The organism is Streptomyces griseoloalbus, from assembly GCA_014650015.1.
Lineage (GTDB): Bacteria > Actinomycetota > Actinomycetes > Streptomycetales > Streptomycetaceae > Streptomyces > Streptomyces griseoloalbus.
Window position 1 is genome coordinate 15,161 of the sequence record BMUD01000019.1, and the last position, 22,240, is coordinate 37,400.

Below are 22,240 nucleotides of genomic sequence, written 5' to 3' on the forward strand. Positions count from 1 at the left end.
ACAGGCTGGGGGCGCGTGGTGGCTGAAGCCGGGCAAGCCGGTCAGAATCTGGGCATGAGGGTGGGGACCCGGGCTTCGCCCGACGGGTGCGGCCGACGCGACCGATGAGCGGGAGGCAGCGGTGAGGACAGCGACACTGGGGCCGGCGCAGCGCGCCGAATCACTCGCATCCATGGCGGAGCGCGAACTGGACGTGCTGGTGGTGGGCGCCGGTGTGGTCGGTGCGGGCACGGCGCTCGACGCGGCGACGCGCGGCCTGTCCACGGGCCTGGTCGAGGCGCGGGACTGGGCCTCGGGCACGTCCAGCCGGTCCAGCAAGCTGATCCACGGAGGCCTGCGCTATCTGGAGATGCTCGACTTCGCGCTCGTACGGGAGGCGTTGAAGGAACGCGGCCTGCTGCTGGGCAGACTCGCTCCGCATCTGGTGCGGCCGGTGCCGTTCCTGTACCCGTTGCAGCACAAGGGCTGGGAGCGGCTGTACGCCGGAGCGGGAGTCGCCCTGTACGACACCATGTCGATGACCCACGGGCACGGGCGGGGCCTGCCCATGCACCGCCACCTGAGCCGCCGTCACGCGCTGCGGGTCGCGCCCTGTCTGAAGAAGGACGCACTCGTCGGGGCCCTGCAGTACTACGACGCCCAGATGGACGACGCCCGGTTCGTGGCGACCCTCGTCCGCACGGCCGTGGCCTACGGGGCGAAGGCCGCCAACCGCGCGCGGGTCACCGGGTTCCTGCGTGAGGGAGAGCGCGTCGTCGGCGCCCGGGTGCGGGACGTCGAGGGCGGTGGCGAGTACGAGATCCGCGCCAAGCAGGTCGTCAACGCCACCGGCGTGTGGACCGACGACACCCAGGCGATGGTCGGCGAGCGAGGACAGTTCCATGTGCGGGCCTCGAAGGGCATCCACCTGGTCGTCCCCAAGGACCGCATCCACTCCACGTCCGGGCTGATCCTGCGCACCGAGAAGTCCGTCCTGTTCGTCATCCCGTGGGGCCGGCACTGGATCGTGGGCACCACGGACACCGACTGGGACCTCGACAAGGCGCACCCGGCCGCCTCCAGCGCGGACATCGACTATCTGCTCGAGCACGTGAACTCGGTGCTCGCGGTGCCGCTCACGCGGGACGACGTCGAGGGCGTGTACGCCGGGCTGCGGCCGCTGCTCGCCGGTGAGTCGGACGCCACGAGCAAGCTGTCCCGCGAGCACACGGTGGCGCATCCCGTGCCCGGGCTGGTCGTGGTGGCGGGCGGCAAGTACACGACGTACCGGGTGATGGCCAAGGACGCGGTGGACGCGGCGGTGCACGGACTCGACCTGCGCGTCGCCGACTGCGTCACCGAGGACACCCCGCTGGTGGGCGCCGAGGGCTTCCGGGCGCTGTGGAACGGGCGGGCGCGCATAGCCGCGCGCACCGGACTGCACACGGTACGGGTGGAACACCTGCTGCAGCGGTACGGCGCGATGGCGGAGGAGGTCCTCGACCTGATCGCCTCGGACCCCTCGCTGGGCGAGCCGTTGCAGGCGGCCGACGACTATCTGCGCGCCGAGATCGCCTACGCCGCCTCGCACGAGGGGGCACGGCACCTGGACGACGTGCTGACCCGGCGCACCCGCATCTCGATCGAGACGTTCGACCGGGGTACGCGCAGCGCGCGGGAGGCCGCCGAGCTGATGGCGCCGGTGCTGGGCTGGGACAAGGACCAGATCGCCCGGGAGGTGCAGCACTACGAGAAGCGGGTGGAGGCCGAACGGGAGTCGCAGCGGCAGCCCGACGACCTGACGGCGGACGCGGCCCGGCTGGGGGCGCCGGACATCGTGCCGTTGTAGGCGTCTGTAGGCGTCTGTAGGCGTCTGTAGGCGTCTGTAGGCGTCTGTAGGCGTCTGTAGGCGTCCGCAGGGGTTCGAGTCTGCAAGTCGCCCGAAGCCGTCTGCGGTCGTCTGAAGCCGTCCGTGGGCATCTGTGAGCGTCTGTGGTCGTCGCAGCCGGTGCCGCTCGCGACGGCCGGCCGAATCACCCGAACGGGTGGACGACGGCGGGATCTTCGTTCGGACCCCGGTCGTTCCATGAGGTGCGAGGGCAGAACTCGGCGGCGAGCACCGACGGTTCGGGACCGGGATCCGCCATCGCGTCCGTGGTCACCCGGAAGGTGAGGACACGCCGGCCGTCGACAGCGGCTGCGGTGCGCACGCAGCTGCCGGAGGCGCGCCCGTTGTGCCGGAGGCGGTCGGGGTCCGGGCGAGCGGCGCCGGGGACACGGGAATTGCCAGTAGTGTCCGAAGCGGCGTCATCGCGGCTCCTCCCTCGCAGGAGGCTCATCACGCAGGGCAGGGCATCGCGTCCTTGTCCCGGGTCGCGCATGCGCCGGGCCCGGGGCACGGTCTGAGGCACCCTGGGCGTCGACCACTTGTCGGGTGAGAGACAATGAAGGCTCTGTCAGGGCGGGTTGCATGAGGGGACGCATGTCGGAGGCGGAGCGGGCGGGGACATCCCGTCAGAACATGAGCGCACGTCTCCTCGCCGGGCGGTACCGGCTGGGAGATGTGCTCGGCCGCGGCGGCATGGGGACGGTGTGGCGCGCCGAGGACGAGACCCTGGGGCGGACCGTCGCCGTCAAGGAACTCCGCTTCCCGTCCAACATCGACGAGGAGGAGAAGCGGCGGCTGATCACGCGGACGCTGCGCGAGGCCAAGGCGATCGCGCGGATCCGCAACAACGGCGCCGTGACCGTCTTCGACGTGGTGCAGGAGGACGACCGGCCCTGGATCGTGATGGAGCTCGTCGAGGGCAAGTCGCTCGCCGAGGTCATCCGGGAGGACGGGCTGCTGGAGCCGCGGCGTGCCGCCGAGGTCGGGCTCGCCGTGCTCGACGTGCTGCGCTCCGCTCACCGGGAAGGCATCCTGCACCGTGATGTGAAGCCGTCGAACGTGCTGATCGCCGAGGACGGCCGGGTCGTGCTCACCGACTTCGGCATCGCCCAGGTCGAGGGCGACCCGTCCATCACCTCGACCGGCATGCTGGTCGGCGCTCCCTCCTACATCTCCCCGGAGCGGGCCCGCGGGCACAAGCCGGGGCCGGCGGCCGACCTGTGGTCGCTCGGCGGGCTGTTGTACGCGTCGGTGGAGGGCACACCGCCGTACGACAAGGGGTCCGCGATCGCGACGCTGACGGCGGTGATGACCGAGCCGCTCGAGGAGCCGAAGAACGCGGGACCGCTCAGGGACGTCATCTACGGACTGCTCACCAAGGACGCCGCGCAGCGGCTCGACGACGCCGGTGCCCGGGCCATGCTGAACGCCGTCATCCGGGCGCCCGAGCCCCAGGGAGCCGACCACGAGCCGGCGGACGCGACGAAGGTCGTGCCGCTGCCCGAGCAGCCCTCGGAGCGTGCGAACGGCGGGGGCAGGCGGGGCGAGGAGGCCGGGGAGAAGCTGCGGGGCGCGTTGCGTTCCGTGCGGAAGGCGGCGGTGACCGCCGGCTCGGCCGGCGCCGCCGCGGCGTCCCGCGCCAAGTCCGGCAACGGCACGACCCCTTCGGCGTCCGGGACGGACGCCGGGACCTCGCGGACGGCGGCAGGGTCCAGCGGGGCCCGTCCCGGCACGGCGTCAGGCTCCGCCTCCGCCCGTACCTCTGCCTCCCCCTCCGCGCCGGCCTCGGCCTCCGGCGGGCGTAGTTCGGGGTGGCCGGTGATGACGCCGCCGGATCTGCCGGCGAGGCCCGCGCCGCGGGCGCCGCTCACCGATGTGGTGCCCCGGCGGACGCTGGTCGTCATCGCGGTGGTCGTGGTGCTCGCCGTGCTCGGCGTCGTGCTGGCCCTCACGCTCAGCGGCGACGACGAGGGCGACAAGGGGGCCAAGGGCAGCGGTGGCGACCGGACCGTCGCCGGCCAGGACCCGAGTGCCGACACCAAGAACGACGAGGGGGACGGCGCCCGCACCGACGGCACCCGCACCGACGGCACGGCGACCGAATCGGCGGGCGCGGGGCCGGGCGCGGGTGCGAGTTCGGCGCCCGCCGACCCCGGCAGCGGGACCGGTGGGCCGGACGACTCGGCCGAGGACGGCGGCGGCGCCCCGGTCAAGGAGACGTACGAGGGGAGCCAGGGGTACTCGATCGGACTGCCCAAGGGGTGGAAGTTCCGGTCGACGGGGGCCGCGGGGGACCGGTTCACCGGACCCGACGGGCAGAAGCTGCTCATCGGTTGGACGACCACGCCGAAGGACGACCCGGTCGCGGACTGGAAGAACCAGGAACGCGGCATGGTGCGTGCCCAGTACCAGCGGATCCGCATCGAGGCGGTGGACTACCGGGGGTGGAACACGGCCGACTGGGAGTTCACCTACGTGGAGAACGGGACGAAGTACCGGTCCATCGACCGGGGTGCCGTCGTCAACGACGGGCTCGGGTACGGGCTGATGTACACGGCGAAGGCCGCCCAGTGGGGCGGCGAACAGCGCAAGGACACCTGGCGCACGCTGACGAAGACGTTCGAACCGAAGTCCTGAGCATGAGCGGTCCGCGGAATGGGGAGTGAGATGTGGCATCCCCGCTCTGCGGGTTGCCTCCGGCACGTATCGTGAGTGCTTGCGGACCGTACGCAGCCGGAACGGCCCGCTGGGCGAACGGACCCGACCGACCGTAGTGCCGGGGGAGGCAACGTGGACGACTATGCGGGACGGGTTCTCGCCGACCGCTACCGCCTGCCCCTGCCGCCCTCCGACGAGTACGAACTGACCGAGACCCGCGCCTTCGACACATACAGCGGGCAGGAGGTCCTGGTCAGGCAGGTTCCGCTGCCGGAGGTCGTCGAGGCCGAGGTGCTCGACGCCGAGGGGCTGCCCGACGGCTTCACCGCCCGTGACGGGGGCACACGCCGTGCCGGCTTCGGGCCCGCGTCCGCGCGCCCGGGCACACGGCGGCCCACCGACCCGGTCGTACGGCGCGCGGTCGAGGCCGCGCAGGCGGCGGCCGCCATCCCCGACCACCCCCGCCTGGACCAGGTCTTCGACGTGTTCGCCGAGGGCGGTTCGCTGTGGATAGTCAGTGAACTCGTGGCCGCGCGCCCGCTCGCGGCCCTGCTCGCCGAGGAGCCGCTCTCCCCGTACCGGGCGGCGGAGGTCGCCTCCGACGTCCTGACGGCACTGCGGGTGCTGCACTCCCACGGCTGGGTGCACCGCAACATCACCGCGCGGACGGTGCTCGTCTCCGACGACGGCCGGGTGATGCTGACGGGACTCGCGGTCGGCGCGGCGGAGGAAGCACTGTGCGGCTACGACCCGGTGCCGGCCCCGGACGAGGAGCCCGGGCGGGGAGCGGGGGCGCAGGCGCCGGGTCCGGCCGCGGAGCCCGCGGGAGCGCTGCACTCCGGGCGTGGCCCGTCCTGGCCGCCCGGGTTCGCCGCCGACCCCGATTCCGACCCCGATGCCGCCCGCCGGGCCGCCATCGAGGCACGGTCCGGTCGGCTGCCCGGCGGCGGAGGTGACACGCCGGGCGGTCTCTCGCCCGTGGCGGCCCCTCGCGCCCTCGACAGCGCGGGGGACGTGCGGGCGGCCCGCGCCGGGGCCATCGCCGCGTACCGGGCGGGTGCCCGTGCCGCCGCCCGGGTGCAGGAGGCTCAGCAGAGCGGCCGGGCGGCCCTGCCCGGCGCCCGGCCCGTTCCCGACGGCGGTGGTGGCGAAGGCGCGGCGGCCGGTGCGGTTCCGCCGGGACAGATAGCCGACCCCTACGGCGTGGGCGCCCCCGGCCGGTACGGCCCCACACCCGGCACAGGCACAGGCACAGGCAGCGCACCGGGCGCCGTCGGCGGCAGCGGACGTACCGGCTCCGAAGGCCCCGGCGCTCCCGAGGCATCCGGCGGCCCGGATGGGGCCGCCCCGCCCGCGCGTTGGGACGACCTCGTGGCGCATGCCTCCGCGCGCCGGGGTCCGACCACGGCGTTGGCCGCCGAGCGGGCGCGGCAGGCGCGGATGGCCGTCGTCGGCCCCGTGACCGAGCGGTGGGCACCGGAACAGGCCGGACCCGTGCACGAGAACTGGCAGCTGGCCGCGCCGATCGGACCCGCCACCGACCTCTGGGCCCTGGGCACGCTGCTGTTCCGGGCCGTACAGGGACATGCGCCGTACCCCGAGGAGTCGACGGCCGAGCTGGTGCAGATGGTGTGCGCCGAGCCGCCCGCGTTCGCCGAGGAATGCGGGCCGCTGCGGCCGGTCGTGGAGTCGCTGCTGCGTCAGGACCCCACCGAACGCCCGGACTTCGAGGAACTGCGCGGCTGGCTGCGGTCGCTGGTGCGGTCGGCGCCCGAGCCCGAGGCCGGCGTACACGTCATAGCGGCACCGCCCGTCGACGCGAGCCGACTGCCCGTCATACGGCGTCGGGGCGAACTGGTGCGCAGGCGGCGGGCCGGGCTCCCCGCCCACCACGCACGGCACAAGCGGGCCAAAGGGGAGGCCGGCTCCCCGCGCCGGCTCGGCCGCACCCTGCTCCTGCTGGTGCTGCTCGCCATGGCGGCGGCGATCGCGTACGCCATCCTGTTCCTGCCGAAGTCGGGCGAGGAGACGACGGGGGCGGGCGGTTCGACCGACCGCACCGGAGCCGCCGGTGAGGTCGGCGAGGCACCGAGCGCGCCGGACGCCGGCGGAGAGCCGGACACCGGACAGAACGCGCCGGACCCGAAGGACAGCCCCGGGGAGTCGGCCGCGTCCACCGAGACGCAGACCAACGGACCCGAGGTCGCCGACGGCTTCACCCTGCGCAAGGACCCGGAGGGTTTCCGGGTCGCCGTCGCCGAGGGCTGGCAGCGCACCGCGAAGAACGGCAGTGGCCAGGTCGTCTACGCCGACGGTGACTTCGAACTCATCGTGGTACCGGGCCGGGACAGCGCGCAGCGGTACGGCAGCGACCCCATGGCCTACCAGCGGGACGACGAGCGCGAGCTCCAGCCCTACCGGGACTCCAGCTGGGCCACCTCCACCGGCCTGAAGACCATCGAGGTGGGCGGACGGACCATGGCCGAGGGCCAGTTCACCTGGACCGGGAACGCGGGCGAGCTGTACGTCCGTAACCTCGCGGCGCTGATCGACGGCCGCTACCACGTGGTGCAGGTGCGCGGCCCGGAGGCCGAACGGGACGAGGTGACACGGCTGTACGAACAGGCGGCGGCCACCTACCGGTTCACGGGCTGAGCCGAGACCGTGCCAGCGGCCGGACCGACACGCGTGCGGCCGGCCGAACCGCGAATGCCACGCATGCGCGGGCGTTTTGGTTGCCTCCCGTCCCCTACAGCGACAACCATCACAGTGCGGTCTCCTTGGCACCCCGTTGGTTCCCAGGAACGGCCGGGATACTTACCCTGGCCCTGTCAAGACCATTGCGGGGCAACGTGAATCAGATGCAGGGCTCGCTCGTCGCGGGCCGCTACCGGCTCGGCGACTCCATCGGGAGCGGCGGCATGGGCCGGGTGTGGCGCGCACACGACGAGGTGCTGCACCGATCCGTCGCCATCAAGGAACTGACCGCGGCGCTCTACGTCTCCGACAGCGAACAGGCCATGCTGCTGGCGCGCACCCGCGCGGAGGCGCGGGCGGCCGCGCGCATCAACCACTCCGCGGTCGTCACGGTGCACGACGTGCTGGAGCACGACGGCCGGCCCTGGATCGTGATGGAACTCGTCGAGGGCCGCTCGCTGGCCGACGCGGTCAAGGAGCAGGAGCGCGTCGAGCCCCGCGAGGCCGCACGCATCGGCCTGTGGGTGCTGCGCGCGCTGCGCGCCGCCCACGCCGCCGGCGTGCTGCACCGGGACGTCAAGCCCGGCAACGTCCTCCTCGGCCGGGACGGCCGGGTGCTGCTCACCGACTTCGGCATCGCGCAGATAGACGGCGACACGGCCATCACCCGTACCGGAGAGGTCGTCGGCTCGGTCGACTACCTCGCGCCCGAGCGGGTCCGCGGTCACGACCCCGGCCCCTCCTCCGACCTGTGGGCGCTCGGGGCGACGCTGTACACGGCGGTGGAGGGCAGATCTCCGTTCCGCCGCACCTCGCCGCTGACCACCATGCAGGCGGTCGTCGAGGAGGAGGCCGACGCGCCGCGGCAGGCCGGCCCGCTCACGCCCGTCATCAGCGCACTCCTGCGCAAGGATCCGGCCACCCGGCCCGACGTGGCCCAGGTCGAGCAGATGCTCGCCGAGGCGGCGGAGGGACGCCGCCCGCACGCGGCGCAGGAGTACGTGTCGACCCAGGCCGTCGACGCGCATGTGCCGCTGCCGCAGGAGATCAGACCGCAGGCCGTCCCGGTGGCCGCGCCGCGGTACCCGCAGGGCGGCGGTTCCACGGCCGTCCAGACGCCCTACGGGCCCGGTGTCGTCGCGCCCCGTCGGCGGGTGCGCGGGCGGGTGATCGCCCTGGTCGTCGTCCTGGCCGCGCTCATCGGCGGGGGAACCGCGGTGGTGCTTCAGCAGGAGGGCCGGGGCGGCACCACGGTCGGTCCCTCCCCGACGCCCACACCCACCGGCGCACCCGATCCCACGCCCGGCGCCACCAGGACGGGCGGGACCGACTCGGCGGGGGGCCTGCCCGAGGGCTGGGTACGCCGTACCGATCCCTACGGATTCTCGGTGGTCCTCCCCGGCGAGGACTGGCGGCGTGTCGTCTTCGACGAGGAGACCAGGCAGGTCGACTACACGCCCGACGGCGGCAAGCACTTCCTCCGTATCGCCGCCGACGACTCGCCCGACTTCGACGACCCGTACGAGCACCTGAGCGATCTGGACCAGCAGATAGGGCAGCGCCTGGTCGACTACCGGCAAGTGGGTCTGGAGCGCCGCGTCTACCGTGACCGCGACAGCGCGCGGCTGGAGTACAGCTGGACCGCGCTGGCCAAGGACACGGACTTCCCGGGGCCGTACCGGGCGATCGACCAGATGTACCTCTCGCGTGACGGCGTCGAGTACGCGATCTACATGGCCGGCCCGGCCGCCGACTGGGCCACGACCCGCGAGCAGTTCGAGACGGTCCTGCAGGGGTGGCGCGAGCCCTGACGCACCCGGGCGCGCTGACGAGCGCCCGCTTGGCCGAATCGCCGTACCGGAGGGGACACATCCGGTGAGGCATGATGGGCCCATGGTGACCGAGGGGGAGCCCGAGAACGGAGCCGCACGTCACAACGCCCGCGTCATCGCGGGCCGTTACCTTGTGGAGGCGAGGCTCGGGCGTGGCGGCATGGGCGTGGTCTGGCGGGCCACCGACCAATTGCTCGGTCGTGGCGTCGCCGTCAAGGAACTCCCCTTCGACGAGACGCTCTCCGCCGCGGAGGCACGGCGGCAGCGGGACCGCACCCTGCGCGAGGCCCGTGCCCTGGCCCAGTTGAGCCACCCGCACATCATCGTCGTCCACGACGTCGTCGAGGACGAGGAACGTCCCTACATCGTCCTGGAGTTGATCGAGGGCCCGTCGCTCGCCGACCGGATCGCCGAGCAGGGCCCGGTCGACGCCATGGAGGCCGCGCGGATCGGCATCGACCTGCTCGGCGCGCTGCGCGCCGCCCACACGGCCGGGGTGCTGCACCGCGACCTCAAGCCCGCCAACGTGCTGCTGGAGAACGGTACCGACCGGGTCGTGCTCACCGACTTCGGCATCGCCCAGGTCGCGGGCTCCACCACGCTCACCGAGACCGGCTCCTTCGTCGGCTCGCCCGAATACACCGCCCCCGAGCGGATGTCCGGCGCGAGGACCGGACCGGAGTCCGACCTGTGGTCGCTGGGCGCGTTGCTGTGCACGGCGCTCAGCGGCGAGTCGCCGTTCCGGCGCGACTCCCTCGGCGGCGTCCTGCACGCCGTCGTGGTCGACGAGATCCGGCCGCCCGCGCAGGCCGATCCGATCCTTCCCGTGGTGCGCGGTCTGCTGGAGCGGGACCCCGACCGCCGCCTGGACGCCGACCGGGCCGAAGGGATGCTGCGGGTGTTCCGCGAGACGGGCCGTACTCCGGAGTCGGTGCCCCTCGACCTGCTGCCGCCGGACCGGGACCTGCCCCGTCGGCGGCCCTCGGCACGGCGGGAGGAAGCGGACGGAGGGCTGTCGGTCTCCCCCGAGGAGCGTCCCGTCCGCCGCCGGCCCACGAAGGGCACGCTCGTGGCCGCGATGGCGGTTGCCGCGATGGCGGGAGCGGGAGTGTCCGCGGCGGCGCTGCTCATACAGGACCGGGACGGCGACGGGGGCGGTACGCCGACGAGCACGGCGCCCGAGACATCCGCGAGCGAATCGCCCGCCGGGCCCGGGGCGCCCGCCTCCACCGCCACGGCCACCACCCCACGGCGGCCCCTCCCGTCGGCGGCGGGCTCCACGGCCACCTCTCCCACGGCGACCGACTCCACGGCGACCGACTCGACGGCCACCACCTCCACGGCCACCACCTCCACGGCGACCGCTTCCACAGCGACCACCTCCACGTCGACGGACTCCACGGCGGCCGACTCCTCAGCCGTGCCGCACAGCCCAAGAAACGGGAGATGAGTTCCAGCGACGGTCACGGGTCTGTGACCGGTCCCCCTTCGCAGTGGATACGCGGGGGCGTGGCGCGATATGGATGAACCATGAGCAGCAACGGGGGAGCCCGCCACGGGGCCGATGAGCCAACCAGTTTCCGTCTGCGACCGCCCAACTCCCACCCGCCCGCGGCCGTCCCGCACCCCGGCAACCCGTACGCGGCACCCACCCAGGTGGTCCCACCGCAGACGCAGAACCGACTGATAGCCGGCCGGTACCGGCTGCTCGCCAAGCTCGGACACGGCGGTATGGGTACGGTCTGGCGGGCCAAGGACGAGACGATTGACCGCGAGGTCGCCGTCAAGGAGCCCAGCGTCCCGGACCACCTTCCCGAACGCGAACGTTCCAACGCCTTCGAGCGGATGCGCCGCGAGGCCCGCGCCGCCGCCCGCCTCGACCACCCCGCGGTGGTCAACGTCCATGACGTCGCGGTGGTGGACGGTCAGCCGTGGATCGTCATGGAGCTGGTCCAGGGCCGTTCCCTGGGTGCCGTGCTGCAGGAGGAGGGCACCCTCTCCGTACGCGAGGCGGCCAGGGTCGGCCTGGAGGTGCTCGGCGCGCTGGAGGCCGCCCACGCGGCGGGCATCCTGCACCGCGACGTGAAGCCGGACAACGTGCTGCTCGGCCGGCACGAGCGGGTCGTCCTCACCGACTTCGGCATCGCCCGGATCGAGGGCGAGACCAACCTGACCGACACCGGCGGCTTCGTCGGTTCGCCCGAGTACATCGCGCCGGAACGGGTGCTGGGCCAGCGCCCCGGCCCCGCCTCCGACCTGTGGTCGCTCGGTGTGGTGCTGTACGCGGCGACGGAGGGCGTCTCACCCTTCCGCCGCAGCAACACCCCGGCCACTCTCCAGTCCGTCCTCAACGCCGTGCCGGCGCCGCCCGCCTCCGCGCAGGGACCGCTGGCCGAGGTCATCACCGGTCTGCTGCAGAAGGACCCGGCGCGCCGTCCGAACGCCGCCCAGGTCCGCGCCGTACTGGAAACGGCCGCGCACCCGCCCGCCCCGCGCCCCACGCGTGTCGTCCGGTTCCCCGCCGCGGGCTCCGGAGGCAAGGGCGTCCGGATCGGCCGCAGGACGCTGACCGGGCTGGCGGCGGCGGTGGTCGCGGGAGCGGTGGCGGCGTACCTGGTGATCGCGGACCCGTTCGCGGGGCCGCTGCCGGACGGCTGGAAGCGGCACGACCTCGGAGACCGGGTGGGTGTCGCCCTCGCGGTGCCGGAGGGCTTCGTGAAGGACGCGCCCGCCGACGACTCGGACGGGACCACGGTCTCCTTCACCGACCCGAGCGGACTGGTGCGGATCGAGACCGACCGCGACCTGGAGGCCGAGGACGAGGACGGCGAGATCGAGGCCTCGGCCTCGGAGCGGGCCTTCGCGGAGTGGGACGAGCTCAAGGACGGCGACTACTCCTGGGGCATCGCCGCCACACCGGCGCCCAGGGGGAAGCCCCGCGAGACCACGTACAAGGACCGCGAGGCGGCCACCAACACCCTCGTCTACACGACGAGCGACGGGCCGACACCGCTGGTGCGCGAGGCGCAGGTCATGTACTACCGGAACAAGGACGGCGACATGTACCGGCTCCGGGTCGTGTACCCGGGCAAGGGCTACTTCGCCGAGGACGGGCGGGAGATCGCCCGCGCGGTCTTCACCTCGTGGGACATCCATACACTCTGAACGCACTGAACTCCGGCACGGACGGAAGTCAACGCCCTGATCAGGGCATTCGTTGCCAGCGTTCACTGGCGTCGTGTGAGCGGGGCGTGAATCTGTTACCGACGGGTACACAAAGCGTCCGCCCGGGCATACCCTGCGCCTCATGACGGACGCGCAGACCCGGGAAACGACCGGCACCAACCCCCTCGCCCCCGCCCCGGAGGGCGCCCGCACCGCCGCCGACGTGGTCACGCCGGAGCTGGTCGCGCAGCTCACCAAGGGCGTGGCCGGCTCCGGCCGGACCGCCAACCACACGCCGTTCACCGGCGAGAAGCTGGCCGACCTGCCCGAGTCGACGCCCGAGGACGTGGCGAAGGCCTTCGAGGCGGCCCGCGCCGCCCAGGCCGTGTGGGCCCAGATCCCGGTACGGGAACGTGCCGCCGTACTGCTCCGCTTCCACGACCTGGTGCTGGAGCGCCAGGCCGAGGTGCTCGACCTGATCCAGCTGGAGACCGGCAAGGCCCGGCTGCACGCCCACGAGGAGGTGCAGGCCGTCGCCGTCGCCGCCCGCCACTACGGCCGCCGGGCCGCCGCGTATCTGCGGCCCAAGCGGCACGCGGGGGCCATGCCGACCCTGACGAAGGTCACCGAACTGCGTCACCCGCGCGGTGTCGTCGGCCAGATCGCCCCGTGGAACTACCCGCTCGAACTCTCCGTCGGCGACGCGCTCCCGGCGTTCGTCGCCGGCAACGCGGTCGTGATGAAGCCCGACACGGAGACCTGCCTGACCGCGCTCTGGGCCCGTGACCTCCTCGTCGAGGCCGGGCTGCCCGCCGACGTCTTCCAGGTCGTCCTCGGTGACGGCCCGGTGGTCGGCCCCGAGGTGGTCAGGCACGCCGACTACGTCTCCTTCACCGGCTCCACCCGCACCGGCCGCGAGGTCGCCCAGGGCGCCGCCGCCCGGCTGGTCGGCGTCTCCCTCGAACTCGGCGGCAAGAACGCCATGCTGGTGCTGGAGGACGCCGACCTCGACAAGGCCGCCGCGGGCGCCGTCCGCGCCTGCTTCTCCTCCGCGGGCCAGCTGTGCATCTCCATCGAACGGCTGTACGTCCACGAGGCGATCGCGGACGCCTTCCTGGAGCGTTTCACCGCCCGGACGAAGGCGATCCGCCTGGGCACGTCCCTCGCCTACGGCGCCGACATGGGCTCCCTGGTCGGCGAACGCCAGCTGGACGCCGTCACCCGGCACGTCGACGACGCCGTCGCCAAGGGCGCCCAGGTGCTCGCGGGCGGCACGGCCCGCCCGGACATCGGCCCCTACTTCTACGAGCCGACCATCCTCGACGGTGTCGAGGCCCCGATGAGCGTCTGCTCGGAGGAGACCTTCGGTCCGGTCGTCTCGATCTACCGTTTCTCGTCCGACGACGAGGCGGTCGAGCGTGCCAACGCCACGCCGTACGGCCTGAACTCCTCGGTCTGGACGAAGGACGCCCGGCGCGGCCGCGAGATCGCCGCGCGGCTGCGCACCGGCACGGTGAACATCAACGAGGGGTACGCGCCCGCGTACGGCAGCGTCCAGTCGCCAATGGGCGGCATGAAGGAATCCGGGCTCGGCCGCCGGCACGGCTCCGAGGGCATCCTCAAGTACACCGAGGCCCAGACCGTCGCCCACCAGCGGCTGCTGCCGATGGCCCCCTCGCTCGGCATGGACGACGAGAAGTACGCGGCGTTCATGAGCCGCAGCCTGCGCCTGATGAAGGCGTTCCGCTTCCGCTGAGACAGCGGCCACCCAGCACCGGAACCACCGCTTTCAACGAGGAGAGCACGTGTCACAGGAGAACTCCGTGCAAGAGCCGGACACCGTGCGGGAGCCGGAGACCGTGCGAGAGCCGGACACCGGGCGGGAGCCGGACGACGACTCGTCGTACGACTACGACGTCATCGTCGTCGGCTCCGGGTTCGGCGGCTCGGTCTCGGCGCTCCGGCTGACCGAGAAGGGCTACCGCGTCGGCGTCCTGGAGGCCGGCCGCCGCTTCACCCGCGCCTCCCTGCCGAAGAACTCCTGGGACCTGAAGAACTACCTGTGGGCACCGAGGCTCGGCATGTACGGCATCCAGCGCATCCATCTGCTGGGCAATGTCATGGTCCTGGCCGGCGCGGGCGTCGGCGGCGGCTCCCTCAACTACGCCAACACTCTCTACGTACCGCCCAAGCCCTTCTTCGAGGACGCGCAGTGGGGGCACATCACCGACTGGCAGGAGGAACTGGCGCCGTACTACGACCAGGCGCGGCGCATGCTCGGCGTACGGATCAACCCGACCATGACCCCGTCGGACGTGCACCTGAAGGCGGTGGCCGAACGGATGGGTGTGGGCGACACCTTCCACCTGGCCCCGGTCGGTGTCTTCTTCGGGGACGGCGAGGACGCCGACGGAACGGTGAAGGCGAAGCCGGGGCAAGAGGTGCCCGACCCGTACTTCGGCGGGGCGGGGCCCTCGCGCCGGGCCTGTGCCGAGTGCGGCGAGTGCATGACCGGCTGCCGGCACGGGGCGAAGAACACCCTCAACGAGAACTATCTCCACCTCGCCGAGAAGGCGGGCGCGGTCGTGCACCCCATGACGACGGTGGTGTCGGTGACGGAGGACTCGCGGGGCGGGTACGCCGTCGCCACGCTCCCGACCGACAACCGCCGCAAGGACAAGGGCCGTACCCTCCGCGCCCGCCGGGTGGTGCTGGCCGCCGGAACCTACGGCACCCAGACACTGCTGCACCGGATGCGGGCCGGCGGCCAGTTGCCGCACCTCTCCGACAGGCTCGGTGAGCTGACCCGCACCAACTCCGAGGCCCTCGTCGGCGCCCAGACCGACGACCGCCGCTACCGCAGGGCCACCGGTGCGCCGAAGGCCGACTTCACGCGCGGCGTGGCCATCACGTCCTCGATCCACCCCGACGAGAACACCCACATCGAACCGGTCCGCTACGGCAAGGGCTCCAATTCGATGGGCGGGCTGTCCATCCTCCAGGTGCCCTACGCGGGCGGCGGCTCGGGCACGGCCCGGGTGCTGGGCTGGCTCGGCAACGCGGCGAGGCACCCCTGGCTGTTGCTGCGGTCCCTGTCCAACCGGCGCTGGTCGGAGCGGACCATCATCGGCCTGGTGATGCAGTCGCTGGACAACTCCCTGACCACGTACCTCAAGCCGTCCGGGGTCGGCCGTGGCCTGCTCACCGCCCGGCAGGGGCACGGTGCCCCCAACCCCAAGCAGATCAAGGCGGCCACGGACGGCGCTTCCGCGCTGGCGGCCGAGATCAACGGCTTCGCCGGTTCCAATGTCGGGGAGCTGACGGGGATGCCGTTGACCGCCCACTTCCTGGGCGGCTGCCCGATCGGCGGTTCCCGCGACACCGGTGTGATCGACCCGTACCACCGTCTCTACGGCCACCCCGGTATCTCGGTCGTGGACGGGGCGGCGGTCTCGGCGAACCTGGGCGTCAATCCCTCGCTGACCATCACGGCACAGGCGGAGCGGGCCATGTCGTACTGGCCCAACAAGGGCGAGGCCGATCCGCGCCCGCGGCAGGGGGCGTCCTACCAGCGGCTGAAGCCGGTCGAGCCGAAGTCCCCGGCGGTCCCGGCGGACGCGTTCGGCGCGCTGAAGCTGCCGTTCCTGGGGATGCCGGCGGTGCCGCCGAAGAGGTAGCCACGGCACGGCGGACCAGGAAGCGGACGGGGAGACGGACAGGGAGACGGACGAGGAAAACGACAAGCGACAAGGAAACAAGGGAAGAGGACCTGTGCCCCCCTCCGAGCCCAGGTCCTCTTCCCTTGTCCTGTGGGGTGCCGCGCGCGGCGCGGTCAGGCGTGGTTACGCCTCCGCACTGGCCTTGCGCCGGCGCACCACGAACACCGCACCCGCACCGGCCACGACGGCGGCACCGCCGACCAGCCCGATCATCGGGAGAGCGGAGTTGGAACCGGTCTCGGCGAGGCTGCCGGTGACCTTGACGTCGTTCACGTCGTCGAGTTCGGCCATGCCACCGGTCTGCGGCTTGGCGTCGTTCGGCTTACCCGCCTCGGAGCCGGCGGCCAGGATGTCGAAGAAGTAGATCCAGCCGTTGGGGTCGTCGGCCAGCCAGCAGCCTTCGGCGTCCGCGTACTCGGCGAGACCGCCGGTGAGGCCGAGGGCCTCGGGCACCTTGCCGTCGACGCTCAACCGCAGCTGGTACGAGACCGACTGCCCGGCACCGAGCGAGAACGCCGCGAACGTACCGCCCTCACCCGCGGTGTCCGCGAGCGTGTTCCACTGCCCGGTGGCCTTGTCGAAGGCCTGGACCGTGATCCGGCCGGAGTAGTCCTTCTCGTTCCAGCCGATGGCCGCGACGCCGATCAGCGGCTTGATGTTCTTGATCTCCTCGTCGCCGCGGTTGGACACGTTGAACGAGAACGCCTTCCAGCCGCTGCCGGCGACGATCGTGTCGGGCAGCCCCGACAGACCGCTGCGCAGTTCGGTGCTGAGCCCGGCGGTGCTGTTGCCCTCTTCGTCGACGCAGAGTTCGGGGTCGTCCTCCGCCGGGGCGCTCTCACTGGCGCTCGGCGACGGAGAGGCGGCCGGCGAGCTCGTGTCCGTGGCCGGCGTGCTGGCGCCGGTGGCGGGGGAGCTCGTGTCGTCGGCCGGGGTGCTCGCGTCGGTTGACGGGCTGCTCGCGTCGTCCGCGGGCGCGCTCGAAGCCTCGCTGGGGTCGCTCGCGTCCGTCGCGGGGGAGCTCGTGCCGTCGGTCGGGGTGCTCGCGTCGGTTGACGGGCTGCTCGTCGACGAGTTCGGCGTCTCTTCGCCGGTCGCGAACGCTGCCGGGGCCGAGAGCAGGGCGAGCGGCGCTATGACGGCCGTCGCGGCCGCAGCGGCCAGGGCACGGCGAAGCTTCATGAAGACCTCGGGTGGTTCGGTGTGCCGCGTGGTCGCGGCACGAACGAGTGCGGGAGGCCTCCGCGTGTGGGGCGCGGGTGTGGCCCGTGTTTCCGGTGGGTTTGATCCACGAAGCCGCTGAATGGTTGTCCCGATCTTCACGTGATTCTTATGTGAGCTGGATCACTTGCGGGTGGTGATGATCTCTGACGTACGCTCAGCCGCCGACATCCGTCCCTGAGAGAGAGCCCGCCGACGCCGTGGCCGAGCAGCCGTCCCAAGAACCCGAGCCCAGACCGGAGCACGCGCCGGATCCCGCGCCGGACTCCTCCCCGATGTCGTCGTCCATCCCGGACGACGTGTGGGAGAAGTTCGTCCAGGACAGTGAGCGTGACATCCGGGCTTCCGCTCCCAAGGAGCCGTCCGCCCGGGCGCGCATGGTGACCGAGCGGCTGCGGACCATGGACGAGGCGCGGGCTGCCGGGACGGGCGGGGGCGGGAAACGTCGTGGGCGCAGGAAGAGCGCTCCCGCGCAGCCCTCCCCGCCCGAGGGATGGCGTACCGGTCCCGCATGGCAGGACAGGGACGGCCGCGGTTCGCGGCGACGCCGGGTCTGGAGCGCGGTGGGCGTGGTGCTGGCGGCGGCACTGGCCGTGGTCGCCGTCAATCCGTCCGCCGCGCTGTCCTGGCTGCCCGGCGGCCTCGGCGAGGGGTCCGGCCCGTCGGGCGGGGCGCAGGCGGCGTCCGACGCGCCGCTCGCCCCCGAGACCGCCCGCCCCGGCACCGCGCCGTCCGCCGCCCCGGCCGACGTCCCCACCCGCGGCAAGCCGTTCGCCGGATCCCCGGCCGCGCGGTGGGAGTCGGGAGCTGATGCCATCCGGCTGCCCGAGGCGAAGGCCGTCAACGGGGTCCCGGCCGCCCGGATCGAGGAGGCGCTGAAGGGGACGAAGGAATTCCTGGTCGCCTCGAACCTCGATCCGGCGGTGCTCAAGGGCGCCCGGCCGACGAAGGCGCTGGACCTCGTGGACCCCGCGGAGAAGGACTACCTCGCCGACCTGCGCGTCGGGCTGCGCGAGCCCACGGTGAAGAACGACCCGGTGTGGACGTTCACCCGTTTCGATCCCGACGAGGTCGAACTCGTGGGTGACGTACGCGTGCGTGGCCACATGACGGTCGAGGCCCGGCGCGCAACCGCCGGGAAGGCCGTGGTCAAGGCCGACTACACCTTCGTGTACGCGGTGGCCCGCGCCGGCGGTGATGACGCCGGTGACGAGGTGACCCGGGCCGTCGTTCGCCGGTCGATCGAGGTGGAAGCCGTGGATCCGGCCCGTTTCCGGGCCGGGGAGGGGCACATCTGGGTCGCCGCCACCGACAGCGAGATATCCAACGACGACTGCCGGGAGGGCGACGGCGTGATCCGTCCGCAGTTCTTCGCCGACCGGCGGACCGGCCCCGAGCCGTCCGGGGAGGCGCGCGATCCCTACGACCGCAGCAGGGAGCTGACGGGCGCCGAGGACGACGGCGAGTGCGGCGTCGTGACCCGCACCTGAGGGGTGAGGGGTGTGAGTACGTCCGGCGGGCGACGGCATGCGAAGGGCCCCGCGGGGCGGAGCTTGGGTTCTAACTCTCGTCAGCACCGACGTCAGGGCAGCGTCGGTGCCTGGGGAACGGCGCCGGGGGTAGCGTCGCTGGTCTGTGGGCCGGACCGGTCCGGTGAGGGTCTGCCGGCCGGCCCCGGGCGTCCCGGGGCCGGCCGCATCTCGGTGACCGGGCTGCTGTCCCCTGCTGTCCGGTCACGTGTCCGGAGCGAGGTCCCACGACGTACGGCATGATCCGTACGTCTCATCGCTCCGGCGAGCCACGCGTGGTTCTCTCGGGCCCGCCCCTGGCTGACACGGACACCGGTACCAACGGAGCGGTCGCCGTGCCGGTCACGCGCCGTACGGGTGAGAGGCGATGCGTACGTCAGTGCCGGGAACGCGGATTCAGATCTTGCCGCGGCACAGCTCCAGCAGGGTCATCGCGAGCGCGGTGCCGGGCCTGCCCAGCGCGTCCCTGTAGTGGGCGAGGATCTCCATCTCGCGGGAGAGGTTCACGCGGCGCCCGCCGGAGACGATCCGTTCCTTCTGGATGACGGCCGATACGGCCATCCGTTCCTGCACCAGGCCGATGATCCGGTCGTCGAGCGCGTCGATCCGCTCGCGGGCGCCGGTGATCAGCTCGGCGGCCTCGGTGGTGCGGGCACCGGTCTTCTCGGTCGACTCCGTCGTGGTGGCGGTCATGTCGGGGCTCCTCGTGGGTGGTGGGTGCGGTGCCCCGGAGCGGCAAGATCCGGATGAAACGCCAGGCGCCCCGGACCTTGTCGGCCCGGGGCGCCTGGGAAGTCGCTTGTCAGTTGCTCAAGCAGCACGACCATGGCAGCCGGTGGGCCGGTTGCCATAGGTAAAGAGGAAGGTCGGGTGCGTGAACATGGGGCCAGTATGCCCGGCCGGCCGCCGCCGTCCAACACGGATCGCATGGTGAGACGGGGGTGGGGGCGGGGGGTAGGGGGCGGGCTTTTTCGGGACGTGCCGGGGACGTGGCCTGGGAGGGGCTGGGACGGACGTCCCTGCGCGGCTCTCGTGCGGCCCCCTGCGCGGCTCTCGTGCGGCCCCCTGCGCGGCCCCTGCCCGGTGCCTGCCTCGGTCCGCGACGTGTGCCGTCGCCGTCTCGGTAGAATCGGGAGGCACAAGACCCCCGCCCCACCGCCGGAAGGCACCTCGTGTCATCAGCGTCTCCCGCTGCCAACGCGCCCGACACCGTCCTGGTCGTCGATTTCGGCGCGCAGTACGCCCAGCTCATCGCCCGTCGCGTCCGCGAGGCGCGGGTCTACAGCGAGATCGTGCCGAGCACCATGCCGGTCGCGGAGATCCTCGCCAAGAACCCCGCGGCGATCATCCTCTCCGGCGGCCCCTCGTCCGTGTACGAGGAGGGTGCCCCCCGCCTCGACCGCGAGATCTTCGAGGCCGGCGTCCCCGTCTTCGGCATGTGCTACGGCTTCCAGCTCATGGCGCAGAGCCTGGGCGGCCAGGTGGACAACACCGGCGCCCGTGAGTACGGCCGTACGGAGCTGCACGTCTCCAAGGCGTCCTCCACCCTCTTCGAGGGCACCCCGGACGAGCAGGCGGTCTGGATGTCGCACGGCGACGCCTGCTCCGCCGCCCCCGAGGGCTTCACCGTCACGGCCTCCACGGACGTCGTCCCGGTCGCCGCGTTCGAGAACGACGACAAGAAGCTCTACGGCGTCCAGTACCACCCCGAGGTGATGCACTCCACGCACGGGCAGCAGGTGCTGGAGCACTTCCTGTACCGGGGCGCGGGCCTGACCCCCGACTGGACCACCGGCAATGTCATCGAGGAGCAGGTCGCCGCGATCCGCGAGCAGGTCGGCGACCGGCGTGCCATCTGCGGTCTGTCCGGCGGCGTGGACTCCGCCGTCGCCGCCGCCCTCGTCCAGAAGGCCATCGGCTCCCAGCTGACCTGCGTGTACGTCGACCACGGACTGATGCGCAAGGGCGAGACCGAGCAGGTCGAGAAGGACTTCGTGGCCGCGACCGGCGTACAGCTGAAGGTCGTGGACGCGGAGGAGCGGTTCCTGACCGCACTCAAGGGCGTCTCGGACCCCGAGGAGAAGCGGAAGATCATCGGCCGCGAGTTCATCCGGGTCTTCGAGCAGGCCCAGGCCGAGATCATCGCCGACGAGGGTCCGGCGGTGGAGTTCCTGGTGCAGGGCACGCTCTACCCGGACGTCGTCGAGTCCGGTGGCGGCACCGGCACCGCCAACATCAAGTCCCACCACAATGTGGGCGGGCTCCCCGAGGACCTCGAGTTCCAGCTGATCGAACCGCTGCGCCAGCTGTTCAAGGACGAGGTCCGGATGGTCGGCCAGGAACTCGGCCTGCCCGAGGAGATCGTCCAGCGCCAGCCGTTCCCCGGCCCGGGCCTCGGCATCCGCATCGTCGGCGAGGTGACCAAGGAACGGCTCGACCTGCTGCGCGACGCGGACGCCATCGCCCGTGAGGAGCTGACCGCGGCCGGTCTCGACCGGGACATCTGGCAGTGCCCGGTGGTCCTGCTCGCCGACGTGCGGTCGGTCGGTGTCCAGGGCGACGGCCGGACCTACGGCCACCCGATCGTGCTGCGCCCGGTCTCCAGCGAGGACGCCATGACCGCCGACTGGTCGCGGCTGCCGTACGACGTCCTCGCGAAGATCTCGACCCGCATCACCAACGAGGTGCGCGACGTCAACCGCGTCGTCCTGGACGTCACCTCCAAGCCGCCGGGCACCATCGAGTGGGAGTAGTCCCGACGGTCACGTCCGTTTGAGAGAGCGCACCGGCTCTCCGGGCTTCCAGACCTGGACGACGAGGTACGTGTCGTCCTCGACGCAGGTCCGCACGACCTCCGTCAGCTCGGTGCGGAAGAGGTGGAACGGCTCCGGCGGTTCCACCTCTTCGGCGTACTTGGCCCTGGTCTCCGCGTCCTCGACCTCGATCGCCCGCCCGCTGATCCGGACGTCGCCGCCGCCCATGCCCGTCCCCTCGCCGGGGTTCGCCTGGAGCGCGAAGCGCGGGTCACGGCGCAGGTCGAGCGCCTTGAGCGAGTTCGGCATCATGCCGAGCCACAGTTCGCCGTTCAGGAACCGCACCTCCAGGCCGGTGGTACGCGGTGAGCCGTCCTTGCGCAGGGTCGCGAGGATGTGGTGGGTGTACGCGGCGAAGCGCGCCTCGACGGTCTTCGCGAGATCGGGCTCGGCCGCGGCGAAGGCCTCCCAGTTCGTGTTCATGGGCCGAGTGTGGCGCGGATACCGGACAGCTCGTGTCGGGTATCCGCCGTGTCCTCCGGATGGAGCAGTGGGGGTGGGCCGGGGCACGGTTGTCGTGCTTGTCGGCCCGCACCGCTTTCGCTGCGCCAGGCGGTTCTGCCGGGCCGGGCTGAGCCGCGGCGGACCGAGCCGGGGCAGGGTCAACTCGGCGCCCCGGAATTCACTCGGGATGACTGGGCCTGCCGGACGGGGAGGGCATGGGGTAGGGCACAATTCGCTGTCGTCACCCGGGAGTTGCGTGGTGGTCGTCGGCAGTGGTCATGGGTTTGTGATGGTG

13 protein-coding genes and 1 pseudogene are annotated in these 22,240 nt (G+C 72.4%); 10 read left to right on the forward strand and 4 right to left on the reverse strand.

Annotated features, from left to right (window positions below; genetic code table 11):
* The first annotated feature begins 121 nt into the window (after positions 1 to 121).
* Entirely contained in the window at positions 122 to 1,828 is a 1,707-nt protein-coding gene (locus IE178_RS25755) for a glycerol-3-phosphate dehydrogenase/oxidase (RefSeq protein WP_184761052.1), read from the forward strand.
* 184 nt (positions 1,829 to 2,012) lie between these two features.
* On the opposite strand, the pseudogene IE178_RS25760 reads toward IE178_RS25755, so the two are convergent.
* Positions 2,013 to 2,216 (reverse strand): annotated as a pseudogene (locus tag IE178_RS25760) (serine hydrolase); the annotation flags it as partial.
* A gap of 245 nt (positions 2,217 to 2,461) precedes the next feature.
* On the opposite strand from IE178_RS25760, the gene IE178_RS25765 reads away from it, so the two are divergent.
* From IE178_RS25765 to IE178_RS25795, 7 genes are all read left to right on the forward strand, one after another.
* Complete coding sequence (locus tag IE178_RS25765) at positions 2,462 to 4,504, forward strand: serine/threonine-protein kinase (protein WP_193513956.1); 2,043 nt, start codon at positions 2,462 to 2,464, stop codon at positions 4,502 to 4,504.
* A 153-nt stretch (positions 4,505 to 4,657) separates the two neighbouring features.
* Positions 4,658 to 7,180, forward strand: coding sequence for a serine/threonine kinase C-terminal domain-containing protein (locus IE178_RS25770; RefSeq protein ID WP_193513957.1), 2,523 nt, complete (start codon positions 4,658 to 4,660; stop codon positions 7,178 to 7,180).
* Positions 7,181 to 7,386: 206 nt separating this feature from the next.
* The gene (locus tag IE178_RS25775) at positions 7,387 to 9,033 is read left to right on the forward strand and encodes a serine/threonine-protein kinase (RefSeq protein WP_193513958.1); all 1,647 of its coding nucleotides are present in this window, start codon (positions 7,387 to 7,389) and stop codon (positions 9,031 to 9,033) included.
* 82 nt (positions 9,034 to 9,115) lie between these two features.
* Positions 9,116 to 10,504, forward strand: a complete 1,389-nt coding sequence (locus tag IE178_RS25780; protein ID WP_193513959.1) for a serine/threonine-protein kinase — start codon at positions 9,116 to 9,118, stop codon at positions 10,502 to 10,504.
* Between the two features lie 80 nt (positions 10,505 to 10,584).
* Positions 10,585 to 12,219 (forward strand): serine/threonine-protein kinase, encoded by a 1,635-nt coding sequence (locus IE178_RS25785; protein ID WP_193513960.1) that lies wholly within the window; start codon positions 10,585 to 10,587, stop codon positions 12,217 to 12,219.
* Between the two features lie 142 nt (positions 12,220 to 12,361).
* A complete protein-coding gene (locus tag IE178_RS25790) occupies positions 12,362 to 13,975 on the forward strand; it encodes a succinic semialdehyde dehydrogenase (RefSeq protein ID WP_193513961.1) in 1,614 nt (537 codons plus the stop codon).
* Positions 13,976 to 14,078: 103 nt separating this feature from the next.
* The gene (locus IE178_RS25795; protein ID WP_193514022.1) at positions 14,079 to 15,896 is read left to right on the forward strand and encodes a GMC oxidoreductase; all 1,818 of its coding nucleotides are present in this window, start codon (positions 14,079 to 14,081) and stop codon (positions 15,894 to 15,896) included.
* A gap of 165 nt (positions 15,897 to 16,061) precedes the next feature.
* On the opposite strand, the gene IE178_RS25800 is transcribed toward IE178_RS25795, so the two are convergent.
* Positions 16,062 to 17,120: an LAETG motif-containing sortase-dependent surface protein gene (locus tag IE178_RS25800; RefSeq protein ID WP_193513962.1), complete on the reverse strand. Its 1,059-nt coding sequence runs from the start codon at positions 17,118 to 17,120 to the stop codon at positions 16,062 to 16,064.
* 314 nt (positions 17,121 to 17,434) lie between these two features.
* Between IE178_RS25800 and IE178_RS25805 the strand changes: the two genes are divergently transcribed.
* Positions 17,435 to 18,649, forward strand: coding sequence for a hypothetical protein (locus IE178_RS25805; RefSeq protein WP_193513963.1), 1,215 nt, complete (start codon positions 17,435 to 17,437; stop codon positions 18,647 to 18,649).
* Between the two features lie 435 nt (positions 18,650 to 19,084).
* Here the strand turns inward: IE178_RS25805 and IE178_RS25810 are convergent, their stop codons facing one another.
* Entirely contained in the window at positions 19,085 to 19,381 is a 297-nt protein-coding gene (locus tag IE178_RS25810; protein WP_184761061.1) for a chorismate mutase, read from the reverse strand.
* A gap of 479 nt (positions 19,382 to 19,860) precedes the next feature.
* Here IE178_RS25810 and guaA point away from each other — a divergent pair, with 479 nt between their 5' ends.
* On the forward strand, positions 19,861 to 21,441 hold the full coding sequence (gene guaA, locus IE178_RS25815; RefSeq protein ID WP_184761062.1) for a glutamine-hydrolyzing GMP synthase: 1,581 nt from the start codon (positions 19,861 to 19,863) through the stop codon (positions 21,439 to 21,441).
* Between the two features lie 9 nt (positions 21,442 to 21,450).
* On the opposite strand, the gene IE178_RS25820 is transcribed toward guaA, so the two are convergent.
* Positions 21,451 to 21,924 carry a pyridoxamine 5'-phosphate oxidase family protein gene (locus IE178_RS25820; RefSeq protein WP_193513964.1) on the reverse strand — a complete coding sequence of 158 codons (474 nt, stop codon included), beginning with the start codon at positions 21,922 to 21,924 and terminating at the stop codon, positions 21,451 to 21,453.
* Between the last annotated feature and the right edge of the window lie 316 nt (positions 21,925 to 22,240).

Excerpts from the sequence above, each read along its gene's own strand:
- IE178_RS25765 (WP_193513956.1), top strand. The coding sequence starts at position 2,462 with ATGTCGGAGGCGGAGCGGGCGGGGACATCCCGTCAGAACATGAGCGCA.
- IE178_RS25775 (WP_193513958.1), top strand. The coding sequence starts at position 7,387 with ATGCAGGGCTCGCTCGTCGCGGGCCGCTACCGGCTCGGCGACTCCATC.
- IE178_RS25780 (WP_193513959.1), top strand. The coding sequence starts at position 9,116 with ATGGTGACCGAGGGGGAGCCCGAGAACGGAGCCGCACGTCACAACGCC.
- IE178_RS25785 (WP_193513960.1), top strand. The coding sequence starts at position 10,585 with ATGAGCAGCAACGGGGGAGCCCGCCACGGGGCCGATGAGCCAACCAGT.
- IE178_RS25790 (WP_193513961.1), top strand. The coding sequence starts at position 12,362 with ATGACGGACGCGCAGACCCGGGAAACGACCGGCACCAACCCCCTCGCC.
- IE178_RS25800 (WP_193513962.1), bottom strand. The coding sequence starts at position 17,120 with ATGAAGCTTCGCCGTGCCCTGGCCGCTGCGGCCGCGACGGCCGTCATA.
- IE178_RS25805 (WP_193513963.1), top strand. The coding sequence starts at position 17,435 with ATGTCGTCGTCCATCCCGGACGACGTGTGGGAGAAGTTCGTCCAGGAC.
- IE178_RS25810 (WP_184761061.1), bottom strand. The coding sequence starts at position 19,381 with ATGACCGCCACCACGACGGAGTCGACCGAGAAGACCGGTGCCCGCACC.
- IE178_RS25820 (WP_193513964.1), bottom strand. The coding sequence starts at position 21,924 with ATGAACACGAACTGGGAGGCCTTCGCCGCGGCCGAGCCCGATCTCGCG.